The organism is Streptacidiphilus sp. ASG 303 (assembly GCF_020991365.1).
Lineage (GTDB): Bacteria > Actinomycetota > Actinomycetes > Streptomycetales > Streptomycetaceae > Peterkaempfera.
In genome coordinates this window covers 425,305-446,358 of record NZ_JAJLRA010000003.1, presented here as the reverse complement: position 1 = coordinate 446,358, position 21,054 = coordinate 425,305, and the positions used below count along the sequence as shown (strand labels likewise).

The 21,054-nt window shown below is 75.4% G+C and carries 22 protein-coding genes and 2 pseudogenes; 13 read left to right on the top strand and 11 right to left on the bottom strand.

The genetic code is table 11. The features are described 5' to 3' along the window. Nucleotides 1-220: 220 nt before the first annotated feature. From LO771_RS06820 to LO771_RS06800, 5 genes are all read left to right on the top strand, one after another. Complete coding sequence (locus LO771_RS06820; protein ID WP_230649041.1) at nucleotides 221-583, top strand: hypothetical protein; 363 nt, start codon at nucleotides 221-223, stop codon at nucleotides 581-583. Next, nucleotides 580-786 (top strand): hypothetical protein, encoded by a 207-nt coding sequence (locus LO771_RS06815; protein ID WP_230649039.1) that lies wholly within the window; start codon nucleotides 580-582, stop codon nucleotides 784-786. Before LO771_RS06820 ends, LO771_RS06815 begins: the two co-directional genes overlap by 4 nt. After that, nucleotides 786-2,075 carry an FtsK/SpoIIIE domain-containing protein gene (locus tag LO771_RS06810; RefSeq protein ID WP_230649037.1) on the top strand — a complete coding sequence of 430 codons (1,290 nt, stop codon included), beginning with the start codon at nucleotides 786-788 and terminating at the stop codon, nucleotides 2,073-2,075. Before LO771_RS06815 ends, LO771_RS06810 begins: the two co-directional genes overlap by 1 nt. Further along, a complete protein-coding gene (locus LO771_RS06805) occupies nucleotides 2,072-2,263 on the top strand; it encodes a hypothetical protein (RefSeq protein WP_230649035.1) in 192 nt (63 codons plus the stop codon). The genes LO771_RS06810 and LO771_RS06805 overlap by 4 nt, the downstream gene beginning before the upstream one ends. A gap of 273 nt (nucleotides 2,264-2,536) precedes the next feature. Then, nucleotides 2,537-3,988, top strand: coding sequence for a replication initiator (locus LO771_RS06800; protein ID WP_308188848.1), 1,452 nt, complete (start codon nucleotides 2,537-2,539; stop codon nucleotides 3,986-3,988). Nucleotides 3,989-4,255: 267 nt separating this feature from the next. Here LO771_RS06800 and LO771_RS06795 read toward each other — a convergent pair whose 3' ends face one another. Both LO771_RS06795 and LO771_RS06790 read right to left on the bottom strand, forming a co-directional pair. Further along, nucleotides 4,256-4,747, bottom strand: a complete 492-nt coding sequence (locus LO771_RS06795; protein ID WP_255743845.1) for a DUF3592 domain-containing protein — start codon at nucleotides 4,745-4,747, stop codon at nucleotides 4,256-4,258. A 72-nt stretch (nucleotides 4,748-4,819) separates the two neighbouring features. After that, nucleotides 4,820-5,620, bottom strand: a complete 801-nt coding sequence (locus tag LO771_RS06790; RefSeq protein WP_230649033.1) for a recombinase zinc beta ribbon domain-containing protein — start codon at nucleotides 5,618-5,620, stop codon at nucleotides 4,820-4,822. Between the two features lie 26 nt (nucleotides 5,621-5,646). On the opposite strand from LO771_RS06790, the gene LO771_RS06785 reads away from it, so the two are divergent. After that, a complete protein-coding gene (locus LO771_RS06785; RefSeq protein ID WP_230649031.1) occupies nucleotides 5,647-5,970 on the top strand; it encodes a hypothetical protein in 324 nt (107 codons plus the stop codon). Here the strand turns inward: LO771_RS06785 and LO771_RS31605 are convergent. Then, nucleotides 5,871-6,230: pseudogene (locus tag LO771_RS31605) on the bottom strand (recombinase family protein); the annotation flags it as partial. The gene LO771_RS06785 and the pseudogene LO771_RS31605 sit on opposite strands and share 100 nt — an antisense overlap. Nucleotides 6,231-6,394: 164 nt before the next feature. On the opposite strand from LO771_RS31605, the pseudogene LO771_RS06775 reads away from it, so the two are divergent. Then, nucleotides 6,395-6,544: pseudogene (locus LO771_RS06775) on the top strand (NCS2 family permease); the annotation flags it as partial. A gap of 96 nt (nucleotides 6,545-6,640) precedes the next feature. Here LO771_RS06775 and LO771_RS06770 read toward each other — a convergent pair. The 3 genes from LO771_RS06770 to LO771_RS06760 all read right to left on the bottom strand — a co-directional run bounded on the left by LO771_RS06770 (nucleotide 6,641) and on the right by LO771_RS06760 (nucleotide 8,589). Beyond that, on the bottom strand, nucleotides 6,641-7,411 hold the full coding sequence (locus LO771_RS06770; protein ID WP_230649027.1) for a hypothetical protein: 771 nt from the start codon (nucleotides 7,409-7,411) through the stop codon (nucleotides 6,641-6,643). Between the two features lie 157 nt (nucleotides 7,412-7,568). Continuing rightward, the gene (locus tag LO771_RS06765; protein WP_230649025.1) at nucleotides 7,569-7,940 is read right to left on the bottom strand and encodes a VOC family protein; all 372 of its coding nucleotides are present in this window, start codon (nucleotides 7,938-7,940) and stop codon (nucleotides 7,569-7,571) included. A 166-nt stretch (nucleotides 7,941-8,106) separates the two neighbouring features. After that, nucleotides 8,107-8,589, bottom strand: a complete 483-nt coding sequence (locus LO771_RS06760) for a hypothetical protein (RefSeq protein ID WP_230649023.1) — start codon at nucleotides 8,587-8,589, stop codon at nucleotides 8,107-8,109. 185 nt (nucleotides 8,590-8,774) lie between these two features. On the opposite strand from LO771_RS06760, the gene LO771_RS06755 reads away from it, so the two are divergent. Then, entirely contained in the window at nucleotides 8,775-9,209 is a 435-nt protein-coding gene (locus tag LO771_RS06755; protein ID WP_230649021.1) for a MarR family winged helix-turn-helix transcriptional regulator, read from the top strand. A gap of 367 nt (nucleotides 9,210-9,576) precedes the next feature. Further along, nucleotides 9,577-10,893 carry an MFS transporter gene (locus tag LO771_RS06750; protein ID WP_230649088.1) on the top strand — a complete coding sequence of 439 codons (1,317 nt, stop codon included), beginning with the start codon at nucleotides 9,577-9,579 and terminating at the stop codon, nucleotides 10,891-10,893. 30 nt (nucleotides 10,894-10,923) lie between these two features. Here the strand turns inward: LO771_RS06750 and LO771_RS06745 are convergent, their stop codons facing one another. Then, nucleotides 10,924-11,442: a GNAT family N-acetyltransferase gene (locus LO771_RS06745; RefSeq protein ID WP_230649019.1), complete on the bottom strand. Its 519-nt coding sequence runs from the start codon at nucleotides 11,440-11,442 to the stop codon at nucleotides 10,924-10,926. A 156-nt stretch (nucleotides 11,443-11,598) separates the two neighbouring features. On the opposite strand from LO771_RS06745, the gene thpR reads away from it, so the two are divergent. Beyond that, entirely contained in the window at nucleotides 11,599-12,228 is a 630-nt protein-coding gene (gene thpR, locus LO771_RS06740; RefSeq protein WP_230649017.1) for an RNA 2',3'-cyclic phosphodiesterase, read from the top strand. Nucleotides 12,229-12,447: 219 nt separating this feature from the next. Next, nucleotides 12,448-13,506 (top strand): hypothetical protein, encoded by a 1,059-nt coding sequence (locus tag LO771_RS06735; RefSeq protein WP_230649015.1) that lies wholly within the window; start codon nucleotides 12,448-12,450, stop codon nucleotides 13,504-13,506. 146 nt (nucleotides 13,507-13,652) lie between these two features. Here LO771_RS06735 and LO771_RS06730 read toward each other — a convergent pair whose 3' ends face one another. Both LO771_RS06730 and LO771_RS06725 read right to left on the bottom strand, forming a co-directional pair. Further along, nucleotides 13,653-14,957, bottom strand: coding sequence for a S8 family peptidase (locus tag LO771_RS06730; protein WP_230649013.1), 1,305 nt, complete (start codon nucleotides 14,955-14,957; stop codon nucleotides 13,653-13,655). A gap of 286 nt (nucleotides 14,958-15,243) precedes the next feature. After that, nucleotides 15,244-15,726, bottom strand: coding sequence for a MarR family winged helix-turn-helix transcriptional regulator (locus tag LO771_RS06725; RefSeq protein WP_230649011.1), 483 nt, complete (start codon nucleotides 15,724-15,726; stop codon nucleotides 15,244-15,246). Nucleotides 15,727-15,828: 102 nt separating this feature from the next. Here LO771_RS06725 and LO771_RS06720 point away from each other — a divergent pair, with 102 nt between their 5' ends. Beyond that, on the top strand, nucleotides 15,829-16,632 hold the full coding sequence (locus LO771_RS06720) for a hypothetical protein (RefSeq protein WP_230649009.1): 804 nt from the start codon (nucleotides 15,829-15,831) through the stop codon (nucleotides 16,630-16,632). 195 nt (nucleotides 16,633-16,827) lie between these two features. Here LO771_RS06720 and serC read toward each other — a convergent pair whose 3' ends face one another. Then, nucleotides 16,828-17,946, bottom strand: coding sequence for a phosphoserine transaminase (gene serC, locus LO771_RS06715; RefSeq protein ID WP_230649007.1), 1,119 nt, complete (start codon nucleotides 17,944-17,946; stop codon nucleotides 16,828-16,830). A gap of 206 nt (nucleotides 17,947-18,152) precedes the next feature. Continuing rightward, nucleotides 18,153-19,253, bottom strand: a complete 1,101-nt coding sequence (locus tag LO771_RS06710; protein ID WP_230649005.1) for a citrate synthase 2 — start codon at nucleotides 19,251-19,253, stop codon at nucleotides 18,153-18,155. Between the two features lie 507 nt (nucleotides 19,254-19,760). Here LO771_RS06710 and pdxH point away from each other — a divergent pair. Beyond that, on the top strand, nucleotides 19,761-20,393 hold the full coding sequence (gene pdxH / locus LO771_RS06705; RefSeq protein ID WP_230649087.1) for a pyridoxamine 5'-phosphate oxidase: 633 nt from the start codon (nucleotides 19,761-19,763) through the stop codon (nucleotides 20,391-20,393). The last annotated feature ends 661 nt before the right edge of the window (nucleotides 20,394-21,054 follow it).

The window sequence follows — 21,054 nt, the reverse complement described above, 5'->3', positions numbered from 1 at the left end:
TCGTCGGCGGGCGGCCGACGCCCGGCTTCTGCGTGATCTGATCGTTATTCAGGTGCCGTCTGCCCTGGTCGGGCGCAGCCTCGGCTGCACTCAGGTGTCACCTGTCAGGATAGGTGGTTGCGCGACGGCGTCAACCTCCCCCATGCTTCCACCTGTAAGGACAGCTGACAGCTAGCCGTGAGGGCTGGCGCGGCTGTGTCGGACAGGGAGTCCTTCACTCATGCAGTCCATCCCAGTGGATGTGGCCCGGCTCGGCACGCTCATGTGTGTGGTGCCGCCGGAGCCGAAGCTGATCAATCAGGAGACAGGAGAGGTGAGGCGCGACCGTGAAGGCGTCACGGTCTACACGGTGGGGGTCTCTGTGCGGCAGGACGGCCGCCGCGCGAGCGTGATCGAGATCGCCGTCTCGGGTGAGCCGAAGGGAGTCGCGGAGGGGGTGCGGGTGCAGGTCAAGGACCTGCAGGCGTTCGCCTGGGCCATGGGCGACCGACATGGGATGTCCTTCCGGGCCGCGGCCATCACCCCGGCGCTCGCCGGCCCGGCCCCGGCGGCCCCGGTCGGCAAGGGAGGCGCTGCCGGGTGACGGTGGCCGAGAGGACGAAGCTGCGCTCCCTGCTGTGGGATCTGTCCGACCTGGCCGACGACATCGACCCGTTCGGCCGTGACGACACCGGACCCGTGGTGCTGGAGCGGATCGCGGACACCGCCGAGCAGGCTGCCGCACTGGCCCGCGACCTGGTCGCCACTGCACACAACACGGCGGCGGAGAACGGGGAGGGTGTCTGATGGGACGGCAGTTCCTCTGGTGGCTCCTGCTCGCCCTGGCGCTGGGGCTGCTGCTCGCCGCACCGAAGCTGCGGCGCCGGTTCCCCCATATGGGCTGGTACCTGGTCGGCTTCCCGGCAACCGTCGGCCGGCTGCTGGTCACCTGGCGAAGGCTGACCACCCTGTGCGACCTGGCAGTATCCCGCCGACCGGGACTCACGCGGTTCGGTCAGCTGGTGGTCAAGGGCCAGGCACTGCGGCCGGTCCCGCCCCGGCTGGGCATACCCCGGCTCCGGCGCGGCGGCTTGGTCGTCCCGGTACGGATGCACCCCGGGCAGGTGCCGGATCAGTACACAGCCGCGGCAGAGGCGATCACGCACGCGTGGAAGGTCCACGCGGTCCGGGTCACTTCGGACGCACGAGGGCGAGTGCTGCTGTCGGCCGTTGGTGCCGATCCGCTCACCTCGCCCGCTGCCGCACGCGATCCGGGGCGTCTGCTGGCGGCGGTCGTTGGGGCCCGGGAGGACGGCGCCCCGTGGCTGGTCGACCTGCGGCGGGTGCCGCACTGGCTGGTCACCGGCGCGACCCGGTCCGGGAAGTCGACACTGATCGCGGCCCTCGTCCGCACGTGGGCGCCGCAGCGCCTCGCCCTGGTCGGGATCGACCTCAAGGGCGGTATGGAACTGGCACCCTTCCAACCGCGCCTGTCCGCGTTGGCCACCACCCGCACCGAGGCTGCGGAACTCCTCGGTCGACTGGTGGAGGTCACCGCGACCCGGATGCTCATCTGCCGCACCCACGGAGCGCGGTCGGTCTGGGAGCTGGACGACAAGATCCGGCCCGTTCCCGTGGTGGTGATCGTGGACGAGGTGGCGGAGCTGTTCCTGTCCTCGGGCAGCCGCGAGGACAAGGCCGAGATCATCCAGACCGTCACGGCCCTGATCCGGCTCGCCCAGCTCGGCGCGGCTCTCGGGGTCCACCTGGTGATCGCCGGACAGCGGGTCGGCTCCGACCTCGGCCCCGGCGTCACCGCGCTGCGGGCCCAGCTCGCCGGCCGCGTCTGCCACCGGGTCAACGACCAGGAGACGGCCGTGATGACCCTCGGCGACCTCAACAAGGACGCCCTTGCCGCGGCTCAGCAGATCACCCCCGCCGAACAGGGTGTGGCGATCGTCGCCGGGGACGACGGTGCCTGGATGCGGGCCCGCTCGGCCCTCGTCACCCCGGCGCAGGCACGCGCCGCCGCCGAGCAGTGGGCCCACCTGACCCCCGCCCTGGACGACCTGGAAGAACCGGGAGTGTACGCATGACCCTCGCCCTGCCTTTCGTGATCTTCCTCGGGGTCGTCGTCGTCCTCCTGATCCGCTCCCGGGACCTGGCCGTCTGGCACGTGCTGATCGTCGGCCTCTTCGGGTTCTACCTCGCCCGCACCCACCTCGCCGACCCCATCGAGGGGGCCGTGAAGTGGATCGTCACCGGCCTCACCCACACCGCCTGAGATTCGGAGAGTGCGTCCCATGGCCATGCGCCGCGTGATCTGCCCCCACTGCCACGGCGTCCGCTCCCGCCGGATGCCCACCGGCGGACACCACCGCTGCCGCTGCTGCCGCGGCAAGGGCACCGTCCGCTGAACCACGACCGACCGCCACGACCACAGGAGACGCCATGACCACACACCCGCGCACCGACACGCCCCCGACCACTCGCACGCCCGGCCCGGCTCCCTGCATCCCGGGAGCTCGGCCCGGCCTCCCGCCCCGGAGGGTGCCCCCTGACAGCGACCCCACCTGACGCTGACCGAAACCCGTTCACCAATCCGACCGCCCGCCGCGCTCACCTCGACCGTGAGTCCCGGCTCCGGGCCCTCTCCGACATCGACCAAGAGCTGATCCGCCTGGCACAGGCAGCCGGCTTCGCTCGCTGGCTGGAACAGATCACCGCCACCGGCGGCTGCGCCCACCCGATCTACCTGGCGGGCGTCTCGACCACCGTCGACCGCGTCACCGGTGCCGTCCTGCGGCACTACACCACCAGTGACGAACCCGGAGGACGCCTCGCGGTTCGCTGCCGCAACCGCCGCTCCTCCCGCTGTGCACCCTGCGCCTGGGAACACCAGGGCGACACCTTCCACCTCGTCCGCGCCGGACTTCTCGGCGGCAAGGGCACCCCGGAGACAGTCCAGGCGCACCCGGCGCTGTTCGTCACCCTGACCGCCCCCGGCTTCGGCCCGGTCCACCGCACCACCACCGGCCAGCCCTGCCGACCCCGGCGCGGCACCTGTCCCCACAACATCCCCTTCGGCTGCGTCGCCCGCCACGCAGAGGACGACCCGGCGGCCGGCCAACCCCTCTGCCGCGAGTGCTACGACTACTTTGGCCACGTCCTGTGGCACGCGCACACCCGCGACCTGTGGGACCGTTTCACCCGCAACCTGCGCCGCCACCTGGCCACCGCCGCCGGACTCGTCCAATCCCGCTTCGCGGAACACGCCCGGCTGTCCTTCGCCAAAGTCGCCGAGTACCAACGCCGGGGCGCCGTCCACTTTCACGCCGTCATCCGCCTCGACGGTCCCGACGGACCCGCCACCCCATCCCCGACCTGGGCCACCCCGGAACTGCTCACCACCGCCGTGCACGACGCTGCCGCGTCCGTCGTGGTGCGGACTCCCCCGGCGGCCGGTACCGGTGAGCGGCTGCTGCGCTGGGGTGCCCAGCTCGACGTGCGTCCGCTGCGGGGCCTGGACGCCGGGGCGGTTCTGCGGCCGGAGGCGGTGGCCGGCTACATCGCGAAGTACACCACCAAGAGCACCGGCGACACCGGAGGCACCGACCGCCGTATCGACACCGAAGCGGAGATCCGCCACCTCCGCGTGAACGACCACTACCGCGCTCTCATCGGCACCTGCTGGCGACTCGACGGCCTCCTCGAACTGGAACACCTGCGGCTGCGGGCCTGGGCGCACATGCTCGGCTACCGGGGCCACTGCCTCACCAAGTCCCGCGCCTACTCGACCACCTACGGCGCACTGCGCCAGGCGCGGGCCGACCACCGTCGCACAGCCGCGGGGCCAGCCCTGTATGCCGACTGGGAAAACGACACCCTCACCGACGCCACCTGGCGCTATGCCGGTTCCGGCCACACTCCCGCCGAAGCGCTCCTCGCATCAGGGATCGCTGAGGACCTCGCCTCTTCCCGTGCGATCGCTCGGGAGACGCCAAGGTGACGGTCTCTCGACGGCAGAAGCGCAAGCCGACGACATCCGTGCCGCCCCCGGAGGAGTGGGCGCGAGAGCACCTGAAGCACGCCCCCGCTCGGTCCCGGGAGTGGATGCGTCGTGTCGGGCGGATCTACGGACTGGAAGTCGACGCCAGCTGTTGATCGGCATCAGCGATGGCGTCCCCCACAACTGGCACTCCGGGCCCATCGGCCCTGTGCCGGCGAGCTTCGGCGCGATGAACGTTCGGCAAGCAGCTTGGTACCGGGCATGGACTCAGCGGGAACGCAGGCGCCACTTTGCCGGATCGGCGCGCCATGCTCGCCGCGAGCACCACAGGAGCAGGCCACCCAACGGAAGAAAGATGATCACATCGAACCAGATCCCGGCATCAAGGCTCTTGCTGTCCTGGATGTCGGTGGGGTCATGTCGGTCGTAGAGGACGGGAACCGAATCGCCGACTTGGTATTCATTTGGAAGAGAAATCCAACCTCTTCCGGTTGATCCATCTGCAAGTCGGAACGAGACCAGATAATCCGTATTCCTCCCGTGATGGCGCACCTCGTCCACCATCGCGGTGACTGGGACTGCACGGTGGCTGAACGAGTATGCGCGGATTTCCCCTGCGACCATGGCCCACCAGAGCAGTGGGCCGGCGAGCGCCAGGAGGAGGGCCGCGGCGCACTGGACCAGTGGCCGTCGTCGTGCACTGCCGTTGCGTATCACAACACCCCATCTTGGGCCTGTAGAGGGCGAGCCACCCGGCATTTTGAATGCTTGCGGCGCTCAGCCGGGCGCCGGCACAAGAGGGCGGGTCATCGCGATGTCGCTCGGAGAGCCTCAGCGGATCACCGGTTCGGCCTCGTGGTCTCGCCAGACGGGTTCAATCTTGCTGGGGTCGAACGTCTTGCGTCCGCCGCCGGTGGGCTGGATGATCACGGCCACCAGGCTCTCGGCGACGGCTGCCTGCCGCTGCTCCAGAGTGAAGCTCGGGTCAGCCCACTTCTGGCGCAGGTCGACCACGGCTGCCGTCCGGGACTCTCGGGCGGCCTCGTGGCGTCGGCGTTCGGTGAGCAGGGTCCGCTCGTCCTTCTCCAGGTCCTCAAGCAGAGGAAAGTACCGGCCGCCGGTGATCTTGCGAGACCGGTACTGCTGCGTGAGTTCGTTGATCTGCTCCCTCACGGCGCGCAGCTCCTCCTCTTCGCCCCAGGGCGGCAGCTCGGCGATCTGCCTGAGCGATGCGCGCTCGTGGTCCTGGATGACCAGCTCGGTGATGTAGCGGTCGACCTCTGTCCCCATACGGGAGCAGCCACCGCAACCACCCTCGTTGCGGTCGCGGCAGAAGTAGACGTGCACCTTCCCGCCCCCGGCTGCCGGCCGCTGTCCTCCCCGCATGCGGGTGCCGCAGCCTCCGCAGCGGACGAAGGGGGAGAGGAGGTACTTCGTCGTGTGGCCTCGTCCGTCCCGTACGCCGGCACGCGGGCCGTAGCTCTTGATGAGCTGCTGTACCGCGGCGAACTGCTCCTCGGTGAGGATGGGCTCCCACTGGCCTCGGATGGGCTCGCCGTCGCTGCTCAGCAGGACTTCGCCTTTGTAGGTTCGGACGCCGTGGAGCCGGGGGTTGGTGAGGATCTGCTCCAAGGCGCGGGTGGTCCAACCGCTTGCCGGTGACGCTGAGGATGCCCTGCTCGTTCCAGCTCTTGACGATGCTGGCCGGCTTCGTGCGGCTGATCACCTTGGCGGCGGCGTCGCGGATGAGCTGGGCCTCCGCCGGGTTGAGTGTGGTCTTGTCGTCGTTCCAGCCGAAGGGACGGTTGGCGCTGCCGGAGTTGCGGCCCTTGAGTGCGGCCTTGCGCTTCCCGTTGGTGATGCGGCGCGAGATGTTCCGCGACTCGATGTTGCGCTGGTTGACCTCGTTGCGGGCCATGGCGATGCCGGCGTCGGTGGTGAGGTCCAGGAAACCGGTGATGGCGACGACCAGGACCCCGTAGTGCTCAACGAGGTCGATCAGGTCTTCGAGGTCGCGCGGGTCGCGCATGCCGCGGTCGATGTTCACGACGGCGATGGCGTTCTGCGTGCCTCGGCGCAGGTCCGTGAGTACGGAGTCCCAGACCGGGCGCACCACCCGGTAGGCGTGGGTGCCGTCCGGCAACTGGACGCGCTTCTTGCGGAAGGCGGACGTGTCGTTCTCGACTGCCTCGCGGCCGATGCGTCCGCCGATGGCGCCAACGTGCTCGCGCAGGTCGTCCATCTGGTTGGTGACCTGCTCGGCGTCGCCTTCGGCGTCCTCCGACTCACGCGCGTACAGCACCCATGACAGCTGGTCCGGATCGATGTCTAACTCGGTGCGCCCTCCGGAGCGGCGCGGCGTGGGAAGTGGCATGGACCGAAAGTACACCTGAGAGCATGCTGACTTCGATCACGAACGGCATCGGCATCGGCTTCATCGCCTTCTGCGTGCTGCGCCTGGCCACCGGGCGCGGCCGCGAGGTCCCGGTCGCCCTGTACGCGGTGGCGGCGATCTTCGCCTTCTACTACCTGATGCCGGCCCTCCAGCTCACCTGAGCCGGACCCCGCACGGCGCGACGGCGCCCCGCCCTCCCGGGCGGGGCGCCGTCGCGTTCCCGCCGCCGACGGCGGGGGCGGGAACGGCGTCGGGGGTCAGGACCAGGCCCAGGAGCCCGGACCCCGGTGGCCGCCGCCGGTCCACGGCGGCCACCCGCCGTGGCGGTGCGGGGGCGTCCGGCCGTCCTGCCCGCCGCCGTCCGGGCGTGCGAGCACCAGGGCGGCGGTGTCGGTGCCGTCGGCCCCCCGGGTGCCGGAGACCAGGACGGCGGAGCCCCGGGCGGGCGCCCGGCCCCCGTTGCCGTCGCGGGTGGCCGTGTCCGGGCCGGTCCGCCAGGTCCAGACGGCGCCGTCGGCGCTCCGGACGGTGAACGACGCGCCGGACGAGGACGCGACGGTCCCGCGCTGCCAGATCCGCACGGTCCACCTCCCCGTCCCCGGGTCCCGCACGGTGGCCTCGCCGTGGACGGCGGCGCCGCCGTGCAGGGGGAGCCCCTCCTCCGGGGCGGTCTGCGGTCCTGAGGACGGCGGGGCCGACTGGCCTGGGTCCGCCTGCGCCGGGCCGGCCGGGCCCGCCGACGGCATGCCGTCCAGCGGGGCCGCGGCCGGCGCCGCCGCCGGTGCGGAGCCGGAGGAGCCGTCGTCGGTGGCGACGGCGTAGGCGACCGTCCCGCCGGCCGCCAGCACGGCGGCGGTCACCGCGGCCGCCGTCGCGTGCCTGCGCGGGGGCCTGCGGTCCGCCTCCGGTCCGGACGGTGCCTCCCGGTCGTGGCGTGGGTCGCCGTAGGGCTGGTCGCCGTAGTGAGGGTCGCCGTGGGGCCGGTCCCCGCGCGGTGCGGGGTGCCGGTCCCTGGGTTCGAGCGTCATGCGGTTCTCCCCTCGGCATGGGGCCGATGGGATCCATGATGTGACGCACGGCATAAAGGTGCCGTACAGAAAGGTACGAAACGGACTAAATGCCGCGCATCCGTGCGCCGCCCGGGCCCCTGCCGCGCCACTCGGCGTCACCCGGCGTCGCTCGGCGCTACTCCGCGCTGCGGCGGCAGACGCAGAACGGGTGCCCGGCCGGGTCGAGCAGCACCCGCCACGTGGTCCCGGGCTGGTGGTCCGGCCGGGACGCCCCCAGCTCCAGGCAGCGGGCCTCCGCCTTGTCGAGGTCGTCCACGTAGAGGTCCAGGTGGAACTGCTTGGTGCCCTCCGGGTTCGGCCACTGCGGCGGCCGGTACCCCTCCACCCGGCCGAAGCCCAGCGGGGCGCCCCCGGCCCCGTCCACCATGGCGTACTGCTCCTCGCTGTGGACCACGTCCCGGCCCAGCACCTCCGCCCAGAAGCGGGCGAGGGCCTGCGGGTCGGCGCAGTCGATGTTCACCATGGCGAGGTCTGCGGTTCCGGACATGTCGATCACGGCCTTTCGGTGGTCGGTCCCCCGTGCGCCGACCAGCCTCCCGGCCGTACCTGACACCTCCTGTCAGGTACGGCCGCGGTCCTTCGGGGCGGCTGCGGGCGGCCGGCCGGGGCGGGCCCCGGCGTGCCCGGGGCCTCCCGCCCGGGGCGGGCGCCGCTCAGCCGGACGGGTAGTTGCCGCCCTCCCGGCGGGCCCACCGGACGAACTCGCGCGGGTGGATGCGGCGGTAGCGGTGCCCCCCGTCGGGCAGCGCGTCGCGGACGATCATCAGCGCGCAGCCGTCGCAGTGGCGGAAGTCGGAGCCGTCCTGCGGCCCCCCGCCGTGGTACCGCAGGGCGAAGGCCTCGGCGCTGCGGTGCCGCTCCAGGGCGGCCGCGTGGCGCCGGTCCGCGACCCGCTGCGCGGCGGCGACGGAGGCCGCCAGGACCAGGGCCCAGGAGGCCGTGGACCAGGACAGCCCCGCCAGGAGGGGCAGCACCGGCAGCAGCCAGGGCAGCAGCCGGCCTACGCGCTCCGGCGGGACCGCCGGGGCGGGCGGCGGGTAGGGCTTCGCGGGGGACGTGCTCTCGTGGTGCACCCGGCCGACCGGCGTCGCCTTGCCGGACCAGCACGCACCCTGTCCCGGGCAGTCCTGCAGCATCGGCCCCCCGTTCTCGTGCTCCCGTGACGGCCGATGCGGGTATGCCCGCCGGGCGGGCGCGCCACACCGCCCCCGCCGTACCGCCGCACCCGGCCGCCCCTGGACGGGTCCTCCGGGGAGCGGCCCCGCGGGAACAACCGGCCCCCGACTTTCCTTAGCAAGAGTAATGACCTAGACTAAAAGTCATGCCCGAGATGTCCGAGGACGATCTCGCAGCGGTCTCCATGCTGCGTTCGTCCGTGATGCGCCTCTCCCGCCGCCTGCGCCACCAGCGGGTCGAGGAGTCGCTCAGCCCGACCGAGATGTCGGTGCTGGGCACCCTGGCCCGCTGCGGCAGCGCGACGCCCGGCGAGCTCGCCCGCAGGGAGCACGTCCAGCCGCCGTCGATGACCAGGATCATCGCGATGCTGGAGGAGAAGGCGCTGGTGCGGCGCGAGCCGCACCCGGAGGACCGGCGCCAGGTGCTGGTGAGCAGCACCGAGCAGGCCGAGGCGATCCTCGGCGAGAGCCGGCGGCGCCGCAACGCCTGGCTCGCGGAGCTGGCGTCCGGGCTGACCGAGGAGGAGTGGGCCGCGCTGCGGGACGCGGCCCCGGTGCTGGAGAAGCTGGCGCACCTGTGACCCCGGGGGAGCACCCCGGGGCCGCCGCGCCGCCCTCCCGGCACCGGGATGAGGAGGGGACGAGGACGTGAGGACGACCACTGCGACCGGCACCGCCGGGAAGGAGCGCAGCACCACGAGGTACACGACGACCACGACGACGCCACGAGCAGGGGAGGGCCTTGTGACACCGCCGGCCGCCGCCGCGGCCCCGGCAGCCGCCACCGACACCGCCGAGACCACCGTCGACCCCGCCGCCGCGTCCGCCGCGGCCCCGGCCGCGCCCGCGGCCCGCGCCGCCGGACCCGCGGACGACGACCCCGAGATACGCACCGCGGCGGTCCCCACCGCCGCACCCGCCCCCGCGCCGGAGCGCCCCGCCGGGGGGATGTTCTCCTCGCTGCGCATCCGCAACTACCGCTACTTCTTCCTGGGTCAGACCGTCTCCAACACCGGCACCTGGATGCAGCGCATCGCCCAGGACTGGCTGGTGCTGAGCCTGACCGGCAGCCCCTTCGCGGTCGGCGTGACCACCGCGATGCAGTTCCTGCCGATGCTGCTGTTCGGCCTCTTCGGCGGCGTCCTCGCCGACCGCTACCCCAAGCGCCGGCTGCTGGTCGCCACCCAGGCCGTGATGGGCCTGCTCGCCGCCGGGCTGGCGGCGCTCACCCTCGCCGGCGCCGTCGAGGTCGCCCACGTGTACGCCTTCGCGTTCCTGCTGGGCATGGTCACCGTGGTGGACAACCCCACCCGGCAGGCGTTCGTGACCGAGATGGTGGGCCCGTCCGAGCTGCGCAACGCGGTCAGCCTCAACGCCGCCAACTTCCAGACGGCCCGGCTGGTCGGCCCCGCCGCGGCCGGCCTGCTGATCGCCGCCGTGGGCAGCGGCTGGGCGTTCGCGCTCAACGCGCTCTCCTTCGCCGCGGTCATCGCCGGCCTGCTCGCCATGCGCACCGGCGAGCTGCACCCGGCGCCGCCGCGGCCGCGTGAGAAGGGGCAGCTGCGGGAGGGCCTGCGGTACGTCCGCGAGCGGCCCGAGCTGATCTGGCCGATCGTGCTGGTGGGCTTCGTCGGCACGTTCGGGTTCAACTTCCCGACGCTGCTCTCCGGCTTCGCCTACGACGTCTTCCACGTCGGGGCCGGGCAGTACGGCCTGCTCAACACGGCCATGGCGGTCGGTTCGCTGGCGGGCGCGCTGCTGGCGGCGCGCCGCGGCTCCACCCGGCTGCGGATGCTGGTCGGTGCGGCGCTGGGCTTCGGCCTGCTGGAGGCGGTCACCGCCTTCGCGCCCGGCTACTGGCTCTTCGCCGCCCTGCTCACCCTGGTCGGCATGCTCGGCCTGACCTTCAACACCACGGCCAACACCACCGTGCAGCTCGCGACCGACCCCGCGATGCGCGGCCGGGTGATGGGCCTGTTCATGCTGGTCTTCGCGGGCGGCACGCCGATCGGCAGCCCGGTCGTCGGCTGGGTCACCGAGCAGTACGGGCCCCGGGTGGGCCTGCTGGCCTGCGGCCTGGTCTCGGCCGCCGCGGCCGGCGCCGTCGCCGCCGTCCTGGCCCGCTCGGCCGGGCTGCGGGTCCGGGTGGACCTGCACGCCGGGCACCGCGGGCGGATCGTCGCCCTGGTGCCGCGCCGCCCGGACGGCGACGCGGCCGGCGACGAGGCCCGCGAGTCGCGCGAGGAGCTGGCCACCGCCTGCTGAGGGCGGCCGGCCGGGCCGGCGCGGGGCGCGTCAGGGACGCCGCTCCAGGATCCGGCCCGGCCAGGGCTCCCGGCCGGGCACCTCGACGGTGAAGCCGTCGGCCGCGGTGAAGCCCAGGGCCTCGTACTGCCGCACCAGGCGGTGGTCGTCGCCGTCGTAGCAGTCCACCCGCAGCAGGGCGATGCCCCGGCGGCGGGCCTCGGCGGCCGCGTCCTCCACCAGGGCCCGGCCGACGCCGCTCCCGGACAGGGCCCGGTCGGTCACCAGCAGCCGCACGTACAGCTCCCGCCCGGCCACGGGCGGGGCGTACTCCGGCGGCTCCTCGGCGAGGACGCAGACGCCCGCCGGGCGGCCGTCGCCGGTCTCCGCGACGCGGACGAGGTGGTCGCGGGCGTAGCGGCGGACGCGGTCCGCGGCGGCGGGGCGGGCCGACCAGGGCTCGGTGCCCCACTGGCCGGTGCGGCCGAGGGAGACGAGCCAGGCGACGGCGTCGTCGAGCAGGGCGAGGAGGGCGGGCGCGTCGTCGGGCCCGCCGGTTCGGATCTTCATACAGTTGTTCCTACCGGGTCGCCGCCGGGCGGCGCCAGCCCCCCGGGTGCGGCGGGACGGCGCCCCGGCGGGACGGCCGCCGGGCACGCCCGGGAGGGCCCGAGCACGTCCGGGGACGTCCGAGCACGCCCGGTGACGTCCGGGGAGGAGGGACGGATGAGGCTCTTCGTCGCGGTGACGCCCCCGCGGGCCGCGCTCGCCGAGCTCGACGCCGAGGTGCGGGCGCTGCGCGCCGCCGCCGCCGGCCTGCCGCTGCGCTGGACCGAGCCCGACAGCTGGCACCTCACCCTCGCCTTCCTCGGCGAGGTCCCGGAGGAGTCGCTCCCCGACCTGGAGGAGCGGCTCGCCCGGGCCGCGCGGCGGCACGAGGCGCACCGGCTGAGCCTCGCCGGCGGCGGACGGTTCGGCGACCGGGCCCTGTGGGCCGGGGTCCGCGGCGACACCCCCGCCCTGCGCCGCCTCGCCGCCTCCGTGCAGGCCGCCGCCCGACGCGCGGGCGCGCCCGCCGCCGACGACGACCGCCCGTACCGGGCCCACCTCACCCTGGCCCGCAGCAGCGTCCCGCGCGGCGCCCCCCACCGCCCCCCGCGCGGCACCCCGGACCGGGACCGGCCCGACCTGCGGGCCTTCGCGGCGGAGCTGGCCGGCTTCCGGGGCGCCGAGTGGGAGGCCGTCGAGGTGCAGCTCGTGCGGAGCCTCCTCGGCGCCGGGCCCGCCCGGTACACCGTCCTGCGCAGCTGGACGCTCGGCCGCCCGCCGGCCGGGGAGGGCGGGACCCCGGAGTAGTCTCGGGCCCGTGGATCCGAAGACCCGAACCCGCGTCGTGACCGCCGCGCTGCTGCTCCTCCTGCTCGCCGTGCTGGTGGGGGCCCTGCTGCGCTGACCCGTACCCGGCTGCGGCGCGCGCCGGGGCCGTGCCAGGCTTGGCGCATGGAGCGACGGGGCGGGGCGGGGGAGCGGCGGGCGGAACGGCGGGCGGCTCGGCCCGGGGCGAGGGCCGCGGCGGTGGCGGCAGCCGCGGCGGCGCTGTGGGCCGGCACGGCCGGGACGGCCCCGGCCGCGGACGGCGCCGGGGACCTCTTCGCCTTCCGCGACCCCCGCATCACCGAGTCCAGCGGCCTGGCCGCCAGCGCCCTCCACCCCGGCGTGGTCTGGACCCACAACGACAGCGACGACGGCGGCCGCGTCTTCGCCGTGGACGGGCGCACCGGCCGCACCCTCGCCACCGTCACCCTCGCCGGCGTCGCCCCGCGCGACGCCGAGGCGGTCTCGCTCGGCCGCGACGACCGGGGCCGCCCCGCCCTGTACCTCGCCGACATCGGCGACAACCTCGGCGGGCGGTGGCCGGAGGTGTGGATCTACCGCTTCGCCGAGCCCGCGGGCCCGCTGCACGACACGACCGTCCGGGCCGTCCGGTACACCGTCCGCTACGCCGACGGCCCGCGCAACGCCGAGGCGCTGATGGTCCACCCCCGCACCGGCCGGGTGTACATCGCCTCCAAGCAGGGCTCCGGCGGCGGCCTCTACGCGGGCCCCCGGCGGCTCTCGACGTCCGGCGTCAACGTCTTCCGCCGCATCGCCGACGTGCCGTCGACGGTCACCGACGGCGCCTTCTCCCCGGACGGCACCCGGCTGGTGCTGCGCGGCTACTTCTCGGCCGACGCCTACCGCTGGCGGAACGGCGCCCCGCAGCCGCTGGGCCCGGTCGACGTGCCCCTCCAGCGGCAGGGGGAGGGCGTCACCTTCACGCCGGACGGCCGGGCGCTGCTGTACGGCAGCGAGGGCCGCGGCACCTCCGTGTGGCGGCAGCCGCTGACGGGCGCCGCGCTGCCGGACTCGGCCCGCCCGGCCGGATCCCCCTCGCCCGCCCGGAGCGGCGCGCCGGCGGGCTCCGCCGGGCCGCGGTCCGGCCCGTCCGACGGCCCGTCCGGTGCGCCCGCCGGCGCCGGGACCCTCACCGGGCGGACGGCGGCGGTCCTCGCCGGGGCCGGGGCGGTCGCGCTGGCCGCGGCCGGACTGCGCCGGCGCGCCCGCACCCGGGGGCGGGGCCGGGGGCGGGGCTGAGGACCGCCGGGGCGGCGTGCGGGCACCTCCCCGGGCCGCGTCCCGGCGCGGGGCTTCCGGGCCGTCCCGGCGCGGCCCGGGCCGTCCCGGGGCGGCGTGCGGATGCCGCCGGGGCGGGCGGCCCTGCCCCGCCCGCCCCGGCGGGGTCAACCGGTGACCCGCAGCAGCAGGTCCGGGCTGCCGCTCCCCACCCCGGCGAGCCTCCCACCGGTGGCCGCACCGGTGAGCGCGGCCGCCACCTCCGCCGGGGAGGCACCGGTGTGCCCGGCGAGGTAGAGGGCCGCCGCGCCGGCCGCGTGGGGCGCCGCCATCGAGGTGCCCGAGACGGTCCGGGTGGCGGTGTCGCCGCTGGCCCAGTCCGAGGTGATGTCGGACCCGGGGGCGAAGAGGTCGACCGCCGGGCCGTAGTCGGAGTAGTCGGCGCGGGTGTCGTCCCTGGCCGTCGCGCCGACGGTCAGGGCCTCGCGGACCCGGGCCGGTGAGCCGCCGGACGCGTCGGCGCCGTCGTTGCCCGCCGCGACCGTGTACGTGATGCCCGCGGCGACCGAGTTGCGGACGGCGGCGTCGATGTCGGCGTTCGCGCCCCCGCCGAGGCTCAGGTTGGCCACGGCGGGCCTGCGGGCGTGGGCCGTCACCCAGTCGATCCCGGCCACCACGTCGGAGGCGGTGCCCGAGCCCGCGTCGTCCAGGACCCGCACGGCCACCACCGCGGCCCGCTTGGCGACGCCGTGGGCGGTCCCGGCGGCCGTCCCGGCGACGTGGGTGCCGTGGCCGTTGCCGTCCTGGGCGGTGGCGTCGCCGTCGACGAAGTCGTAGCCGGAGGAGGCGCGGCCGCCGAAGTCCCGGTGGCCGGTCCGCACGCCGGTGTCGACCACGTACACGGTGACGCCCGCCCCGGCGGTGTCGGGGTAGCGGTAGGCGGAGTCCAGCGGCAGGGCCTGCTGGTCGATCCGGTCCAGGCCCCACGAGGGCGGGGCCGCCTGGGTGGCGGTCCCCGCGGCGCGGTCGGCGGTGGCGTGCACCACGGCGTCCCGGTGGACCGAGCGGACGGCGGGGTCGGCGGCGAGGCGCCGCGCCTGGTCGTCGTCGAGACGGGCGGAGAAGCCGTTGAGGGCGGCGCCGTAGACGTGCCGGACGGTGCCGCCGTACCGGGCCACCAGGTCCCGCCCCGCCCGGCCGGCCGCCTGGGTGCCCCGGGCGGAGTCGGCCTGCAGCGCGGCCTTCAGCGTGACGATCCAGCTCCCGGCCGCCGCTGCGCGGGCCCGGGCGGAGACCTGCTCCCCGGGGACCGCGGCGGTGGTGCCGTCCGCGGCCGTCCGGACCGGCGCGGCCGGCGCGGCCGGGGCGGGACCGGCGGCGGCGGACGGCGCCGCTGGCAGCGCCGCCGCGGCGGCTGCGGCGCACGCCAGAGCGGCTGCCAGGGCACGGGGGAGGGGGCGCGTCAGGGCCATGCGGGAGCTTCCTGTCTCGGGTGCCGCGGCGCGGTGGGACCACGCGCCGACAGGGGGTGTCTCGCCCGGGAACGCCCCGCTCAGGCCGCCGCCGCGCGGAAAGCCGCCGGTCGGCCTACGGGCCCGACCCCGACGGCCCACGCCGCTCGCGGCCCCGTCCCGGCCGTGCTGCGGCCCGCCCGGCCCGCCGCCCGGCCGCGAGCCTGGGCGGGCCGGGCCCCGCGTGCCCGCGACGCCCGGTGCCCGCCGCCGCGCCCGGTCCCGGTCCTGCGCCGGGGGAGCGGGCTCAGCCGGTCCGGTACCCCGGGTGCACGCCCGGCGTCAGGCCCTGCTCCGCCACGACGCGGTCCAGGAGCCCGAGCAGCTGCTCCCGCTCGCCGTCGGACAGGCCCCGGCAGAGCTGCCGCTCGTGCTCCCGGCCGGCCCGGGCCAGCCGGTCGAGGAGGTGCCGGCCGTCCGGGGTCAGGTGCACGGCGTGCCGTCGGCGGTCCTCGGGGTCCCGGCGCCGCTCGATGAGCCCGCGCCGGTCGAGCTCGTCGGCGAAGGGGACGAAGCGGCTGGGCGGCATGCCCAGGTCGGCGGCGATCTCCTTCTGGCTGCGCCCGGGTGCCGCCGCCAGCAGGCGGAGCAGGCCGGCCTGTGCGGGGGTCAGGCCGAGCTCCTCCAGGCGCCGGGCGAACAGGCCGCTCGCGTGGGCCCCGAGCTGGGCCAGGGCGAACGCCACACCGGTCCTCTGCGGGCCTCGGGGCCCGTCCTCCTCCGCACTCACGGCAGAATGCTACCGCTTCAAAAATGATTCAGCATGTGTAATCATTTACGCATGGAAATCGATTCGGATGCGCACCGTGCGCCCCGCCGACGGGAGGCCGTGATGACCCGCCCGCTCCTCGCGCCCGCCGCGCGTCCGGCCGCCTCCGGGGCGGTGGGGCGGGCGTGGGCGCAGGCGCGCCGCATCGAGCGCGCCTGCCTCGTCCTCGCCGCCGTGCTCGCCGCGTCCGGCCTGTTCCACCTCGCGGTCCTCGCCGTCGACGGCGGCCCCTGGGAGGGGCCGGTCTCCTGGCGCAAGCCCGCCACGTTCGGCCTCTCCTTCGGCCTCACGCTCGCAGCGGTCGCCCGGGTGTCCGCCCCCCTCCGCCTGGGCGTGCGCCTGCGCACCGTCCTGCTGGGCGTCCTCGCGGCGGACAGCCTCGTGGAGGTCGGCGGGATCACGCTGCAGGCGTGGCGGCGGGTTTCCTCGCACGTCGACATGGAGACGCCGTTCGACTCGGCGGTCTCGATGACCCTCGCCGTGGGAGGGGCCGTGCTCGTCGGGGTTCTGAGTGCCCTGGCCGTCCCGGCCCTCCGGGGCCGGGCGGACGCCCCGCCGGACATGCGCCTGGCCCTGCGGGCCGGGTTCGCCTCCCTGCTCGTCGGCCTCGTGTCCGGAGCGGTCATGATCGCCCGCGGAGTGGTGCTCGTCCGGGCCGGGCACCAGCAGGAGGCGTATCACGCGGTGGGCTTCCTCAAGCCGGTCCACGGGGTCGCCCTGCACGGTGTCCTCGTGCTCCCCGCCCTCGCCCGGCTGCTCGCCGCCGCCGGATGGGACACGGCGCGCCGCACCCGTGCCGTGGCGGCGGCCTCGGCCGGCTACGGCGTCCTCCTGGCGGCGGCGCTCGGCCTCTCGCTCCTCGGCTGAGGTCCCGCCCCCCCGGTTGAGGCCACGCCTCCTCGGCGGAAGTCCCGGCGGCCCCCGGCCGAGGCGAGGCCCCGGCCGGGCGCCTCCCGGGGGTGCCCCGCCCGGCCGGCGGCGGGGGGAAACGACGGCGGCCCCGTCCCGGAGGGTTCCGGGACGGGGCCGCCGCGTCGCGGGCGCCGGTGCGGCGCCGCGCGGTCAGAGCTTCTCGACCACGTGGTCGATGCAGGCGGTCAGCGCCTCGACGTCCGCCGGGTCCACCGCCGGGAACATGGCCACGCGCAGCTGGTTGCGGCCCAGCTTGCGGTAGGGCTCGGTGTCCACGATGCCGTTCTCGCGCAGCACCTTGGCGACGGCGGCCGCGTCCACGCCCTCCGCGAAGTCGATCGTGCCGACCACCTGCGAGCGCTGCGCCGGCTCGGCGACGAACGGGTTGGCGTACGGGGACTTCTCGGCCCACGTGTACAGGCGCGAGGAGGAGTCCGCGGTCCGCGCGACCGCCCAGTCCAGGCCGCCCTGCCCGTTGATCCAGTCCAGCTGGTCGGCCAGCAGGAAGAGGGTGGCCAGGGCCGGGGTGTTGTACGTCTGGTCCTTCGACGAGTTGTCGATCGCGGTCGGCAGGTCGAAGAAGGTCGGGATGTACCGGCCGGAGCCGGCGATCTCGGCGGCGCGCTCCAGGGCGGCGGGGGAGAAGACGCCGATCCACAGGCCGCCGTCGGCAGCGAAGCACTTCTGCGGGGCGAAGTAGTAGACGTCGCTCTGGGTGATGTCGACGGGCAGGCCGCCGGCGCCGGAGGTGGCGTCCACCAGGACCAGCGCGCCCTCGTCGGCGCCCTCGACCCGGCGGATCGGCATGGCGACGCCGGTGGAGGTCTCGTTGTGGGTGAGCGCGTAGGCGTCCACGCCGGCCTCGGCCACGGGCAGCGGGTGGGTGCCCGGCTCGGACTTCACCACGCTCGGGTCGGCCAGCCACGGCGCGGCCTTGGTGGCGGCGGCGAACTTCGAGGAGAACTCGCCGAAGTGCAGGTGCTGGGACTTCTCCCGCACCAGCCCGAAGGCGGCGATGTCCCAGAAGGCGGTGGAGCCGCCGTTGCCCAGGACCACCTGGTAGCCCTCGGGCAGGGAGAAGAGGCTGCTCACGCCGTCGCGCACCCGCCGGACCAGGTTCCTGACCGGGGCCTGGCGGTGGGACGTGCCCAGCAGGGAGGTGCCGGTGGCGGCGAGGGCGCCCAGCGCCTCGGGCCGCACCTTGGACGGGCCGGAGCCGAAGCGGCCGTCGGCGGGCTTGATGTCAGCGGGAATCCGGATCTGAGCCACAGCCGAAGCGTAACGGCCGCCCCCGCCGCTGCGGAGCCGCCGTCCAGCGGCTGAGACGCGTGTCGGACGCCGCCGCCCGGCCCCTCGGGGAGGGGCCGGGCGGCGGCACCGGGGCCCGTGCCGCCGCCCGCCGGGCCGCACACGCCGGGCGGTGCGGGCGGCGTCAGGCGTCTGACGTCAGGCGTCAGGCGCTACGGGCGCTGGCGTCAGCGGGCGATGTCGCCGTAGCCCTCGACCTCGCGCGGGCTGCGCGGGCCGGGTCCCACGTAGCGGGCGGAGGGGCGCACGAGGCGGCCGGTGCGCTTCTGCTCCAGGATGTGCGCCGACCAGCCGGCGGTGCGGGCGCAGGTGAACATCGACGTGAACATGTGCGCCGGGACCTCGGCGAAGTCCAGCATGATCGCGGCCCAGAACTCGACGTTGGTGGCGAGCACCCGGTCGGGGCGGCGGTTGTGCAGCTCCTCCAGGGCGGCCTTCTCCAGCGCCTCGGCGACCTCGAAGCGGGGCGCGTCCAGCTCCTTGGCGGTGCGGCGGAGCACGGCGGCGCGCGGGTCCTCGGCGCGGTACACGCGGTGGCCGAAGCCCATCAGGCGCTCGCCCTTGTCCAGGGCGTTCTTCACGTAGCCGACCGCGTCGCCGGTCCGCTCGATCTCCTCGATCATGCCGAGGACGCGGGAGGGCGCGCCGCCGTGCAGCGGGCCGGACATGGCGCCCACCGCGCCGGAGAGCGCGGCGGCGACGTCGGCGCCGGTGGAGGCGATGACGCGGGCGGTGAAGGTGGAGGCGTTCATGCCGTGCTCGGCGGCCGACGTCCAGTAGGCGTCGACGGCCTTGACGTGCTTGGGGTCGGGCTCGCCGCGCCAGCGGATCATGAACCGCTCGACGATCGTCTCGGCCTTGTCGATCTCCCGCTGCGGCACCATCGGCAGGCCCTGGCCGCGCGCCGACTGGGCGACGTACGACAGCGCCATCACCGCGGCGCGCGCGAGGTCGTCGCGGGCCTCCTCGGCGTCGATGTCCAGGAGCGGTTTGAGGCCCCACACCGGGGCCAGCATGGCGAGCGCGGACTGCACGTCGACCCGGATGTCGCCGGAGTGGACCGGGATCGGGAACGGCTCCGCCGGCGGCAGGCCCGGGTTGAACTTGCCGTCCACCAGCAGGCCCCAGACGTGCCCGAACGAGACGTGTCCGACCAGGTCCTCGATGTCCACGCCGCGGTAGCGCAGCGAGCCGCCTTCCTTGTCGGGCTCGGCGATCTCGGTCTCGAACGCGACGACACCTTCGAGTCCGGGTACGAAATCGGACATCGGGCGGCTCCTCTTGATCTGGTTGGTCCGGACGACCTGACGGCTTGGTACGCCTCGCGGTCTGGCTGGGGTGGCAGTGCTGTCCGTGCTGTGCGGGGTGATGCGCAGCGTACGCCCGCATGGCACGCGGTGCCAGATTCCCGGGCACCGCGTGCAGCGCGCCGTGCTCCGCCGCGGTGGCGGGGAGGCCGGGGCGCGACGCCCGCCGCGCCCCGGCCTCCCCGCCGGACCGGCGGGGGACACCGCTGGTCGCGCCGCCCCCGGACCGCCCCGACCAGGGGCGCGACCGCCCCGGAGGCCCCCCGGGACCGCTCCGTCCGGCGTGACCCACGGCACATCGCCCGGGCGGCGGACGCCCCGCGGAGGGGCGCCGTACGCGATGATGGGAGCGTGCATCTCCCGGACAGCGCCCGCCCCGCAGCCCGTCGTACGCCCGTCCCCGAGCCGCCGGCCTCCCCGCCCGAACCCGGCGGGGCGGGACGCCTCCCCGAGCCGGACCCGGCCTCCATGCGCCGCCAGTACAGCGCCGCAGGCCTCGCCGAGCACGAACTGGCCCACGACCCGGTCACCCAGTTCGGCCGCTGGTTCGCCGAGGCCGGGGCGGCCGGGGTCCACGAGCCCAACGCGATGGTGCTCTCCACCGCCGACGCCGCCGGGCGGCCCAGCTCCCGGACCGTCCTGCTCAAGGGCTACGACGCCCGCGGGTTCGTCTTCTTCACCAACTACGGCTCCCGCAAGGCCGCCGAGCTGGACGCCAACCCGCACGCGTCGCTGCTCTTCCCCTGGCACCCCGTCGCCCGCCAGGTGATCGTCACCGGCTCCGTCGAGCGGGTCGGCCGCGACGAGACCGCCGCCTACTTCCGCACCCGCCCGCACGGCTCCCAGCTGGGCGCCTGGGCCAGCGAGCAGTCCCGGACCGTCGCCTCGCGGCAGGAGCTGGAGGAGCGCTACGCCGAGCTGGCCGCCCGCTACCCGGAGGGCGAGGGGGTGCCGGTGCCGCCGTTCTGGGGCGGCTTCCGGCTGCACCCGGAGACCGTCGAGTTCTGGCAGGGGCGGCTGAACCGGCTGCACGACCGGCTCCGCTACCGCGCCGACCCGGAGGCGCCCACCGGCTGGACCGTCGAGCGGCTCTGCCCCTAGCGCCGCGGTGCGGCGGGGTCCGCGGGCCCCGCGCACCACAGGGGCGCCCGGGAGCGCCCGGGAGCGCCCGGGACGTCCGGTGCGCCTGCGGACCGACGGGACGGCCGACGGGTCCGAGGGGTCCGGCGGGGGAGCGCCGCCGCGGGTGCGTCCCGGGGCGCGGGGGCCGGGCCGGGGGCGCCGACGGGCACGTGCGGTGCCGGGAGAGGACCGGACGGAGGGGCGCCCCGGACCGTCAGGGGCGCGGCCGTCCCAGGACAGCGGACAACCCGCGGGCTGCTCCCGGCCGGTGGCCGCCGTGCGGCCTTCGACCGGGCACCGGGGGACGATCCCGGTGGGCCCGCGGGTCGGGTGTCTGCTGTGGATTGCCCGCCGCCGCGCTTCGGCAACCGGGCGGGGCGGCTAGGAAGCAGCCACCTCACACGTCCTGAAAGTACTCAACTCAGGATCACCTCCTTCCCGTGTCCCGCCACCATAGGCACGCTCCCCGCCGGGAGGCAACGGTGTTTTTCCGGTCCCCGGCACGGCCGTGTCCGCGCCGCCGCGCCGTGCGCGCCCCGGGCGGGCACCGGACGGGCCTCCGCCGGGCACCGGACAGCCCTCCGACCGGTCCCGCGGCCGGACGGGCCGCAGCGGCGGGGGCGGGCGGCGCACGGTGTTG

Coding starts and splice junctions, on each gene's coding strand:
- LO771_RS06820 (WP_230649041.1), top strand. CDS start 221: ATGCAGTCCATCCCAGTGGATGTGGCCCGGCTCGGCACGCTCATGTGT.
- LO771_RS06810 (WP_230649037.1), top strand. CDS start 786: ATGGGACGGCAGTTCCTCTGGTGGCTCCTGCTCGCCCTGGCGCTGGGG.
- LO771_RS06805 (WP_230649035.1), top strand. CDS start 2,072: ATGACCCTCGCCCTGCCTTTCGTGATCTTCCTCGGGGTCGTCGTCGTC.
- LO771_RS06795 (WP_255743845.1), bottom strand. CDS start 4,747: ATGCCGGGTGGCTCGCCCTCTACAGGCCCAAGATGGGGTGTTGTGATA.
- LO771_RS06770 (WP_230649027.1), bottom strand. CDS start 7,411: ATGACGCTCGAACCCAGGGACCGGCACCCCGCACCGCGCGGGGACCGG.
- LO771_RS06765 (WP_230649025.1), bottom strand. CDS start 7,940: ATGTCCGGAACCGCAGACCTCGCCATGGTGAACATCGACTGCGCCGAC.
- LO771_RS06760 (WP_230649023.1), bottom strand. CDS start 8,589: ATGCTGCAGGACTGCCCGGGACAGGGTGCGTGCTGGTCCGGCAAGGCG.
- LO771_RS06755 (WP_230649021.1), top strand. CDS start 8,775: ATGCCCGAGATGTCCGAGGACGATCTCGCAGCGGTCTCCATGCTGCGT.
- LO771_RS06750 (WP_230649088.1), top strand. CDS start 9,577: ATGTTCTCCTCGCTGCGCATCCGCAACTACCGCTACTTCTTCCTGGGT.
- LO771_RS06745 (WP_230649019.1), bottom strand. CDS start 11,442: ATGAAGATCCGAACCGGCGGGCCCGACGACGCGCCCGCCCTCCTCGCC.
- thpR (WP_230649017.1), top strand. CDS start 11,599: ATGAGGCTCTTCGTCGCGGTGACGCCCCCGCGGGCCGCGCTCGCCGAG.
- LO771_RS06730 (WP_230649013.1), bottom strand. CDS start 14,957: ATGGCCCTGACGCGCCCCCTCCCCCGTGCCCTGGCAGCCGCTCTGGCG.
- LO771_RS06720 (WP_230649009.1), top strand. CDS start 15,829: ATGACCCGCCCGCTCCTCGCGCCCGCCGCGCGTCCGGCCGCCTCCGGG.
- LO771_RS06710 (WP_230649005.1), bottom strand. CDS start 19,253: ATGTCCGATTTCGTACCCGGACTCGAAGGTGTCGTCGCGTTCGAGACC.
- pdxH (WP_230649087.1), top strand. CDS start 19,761: ATGCGCCGCCAGTACAGCGCCGCAGGCCTCGCCGAGCACGAACTGGCC.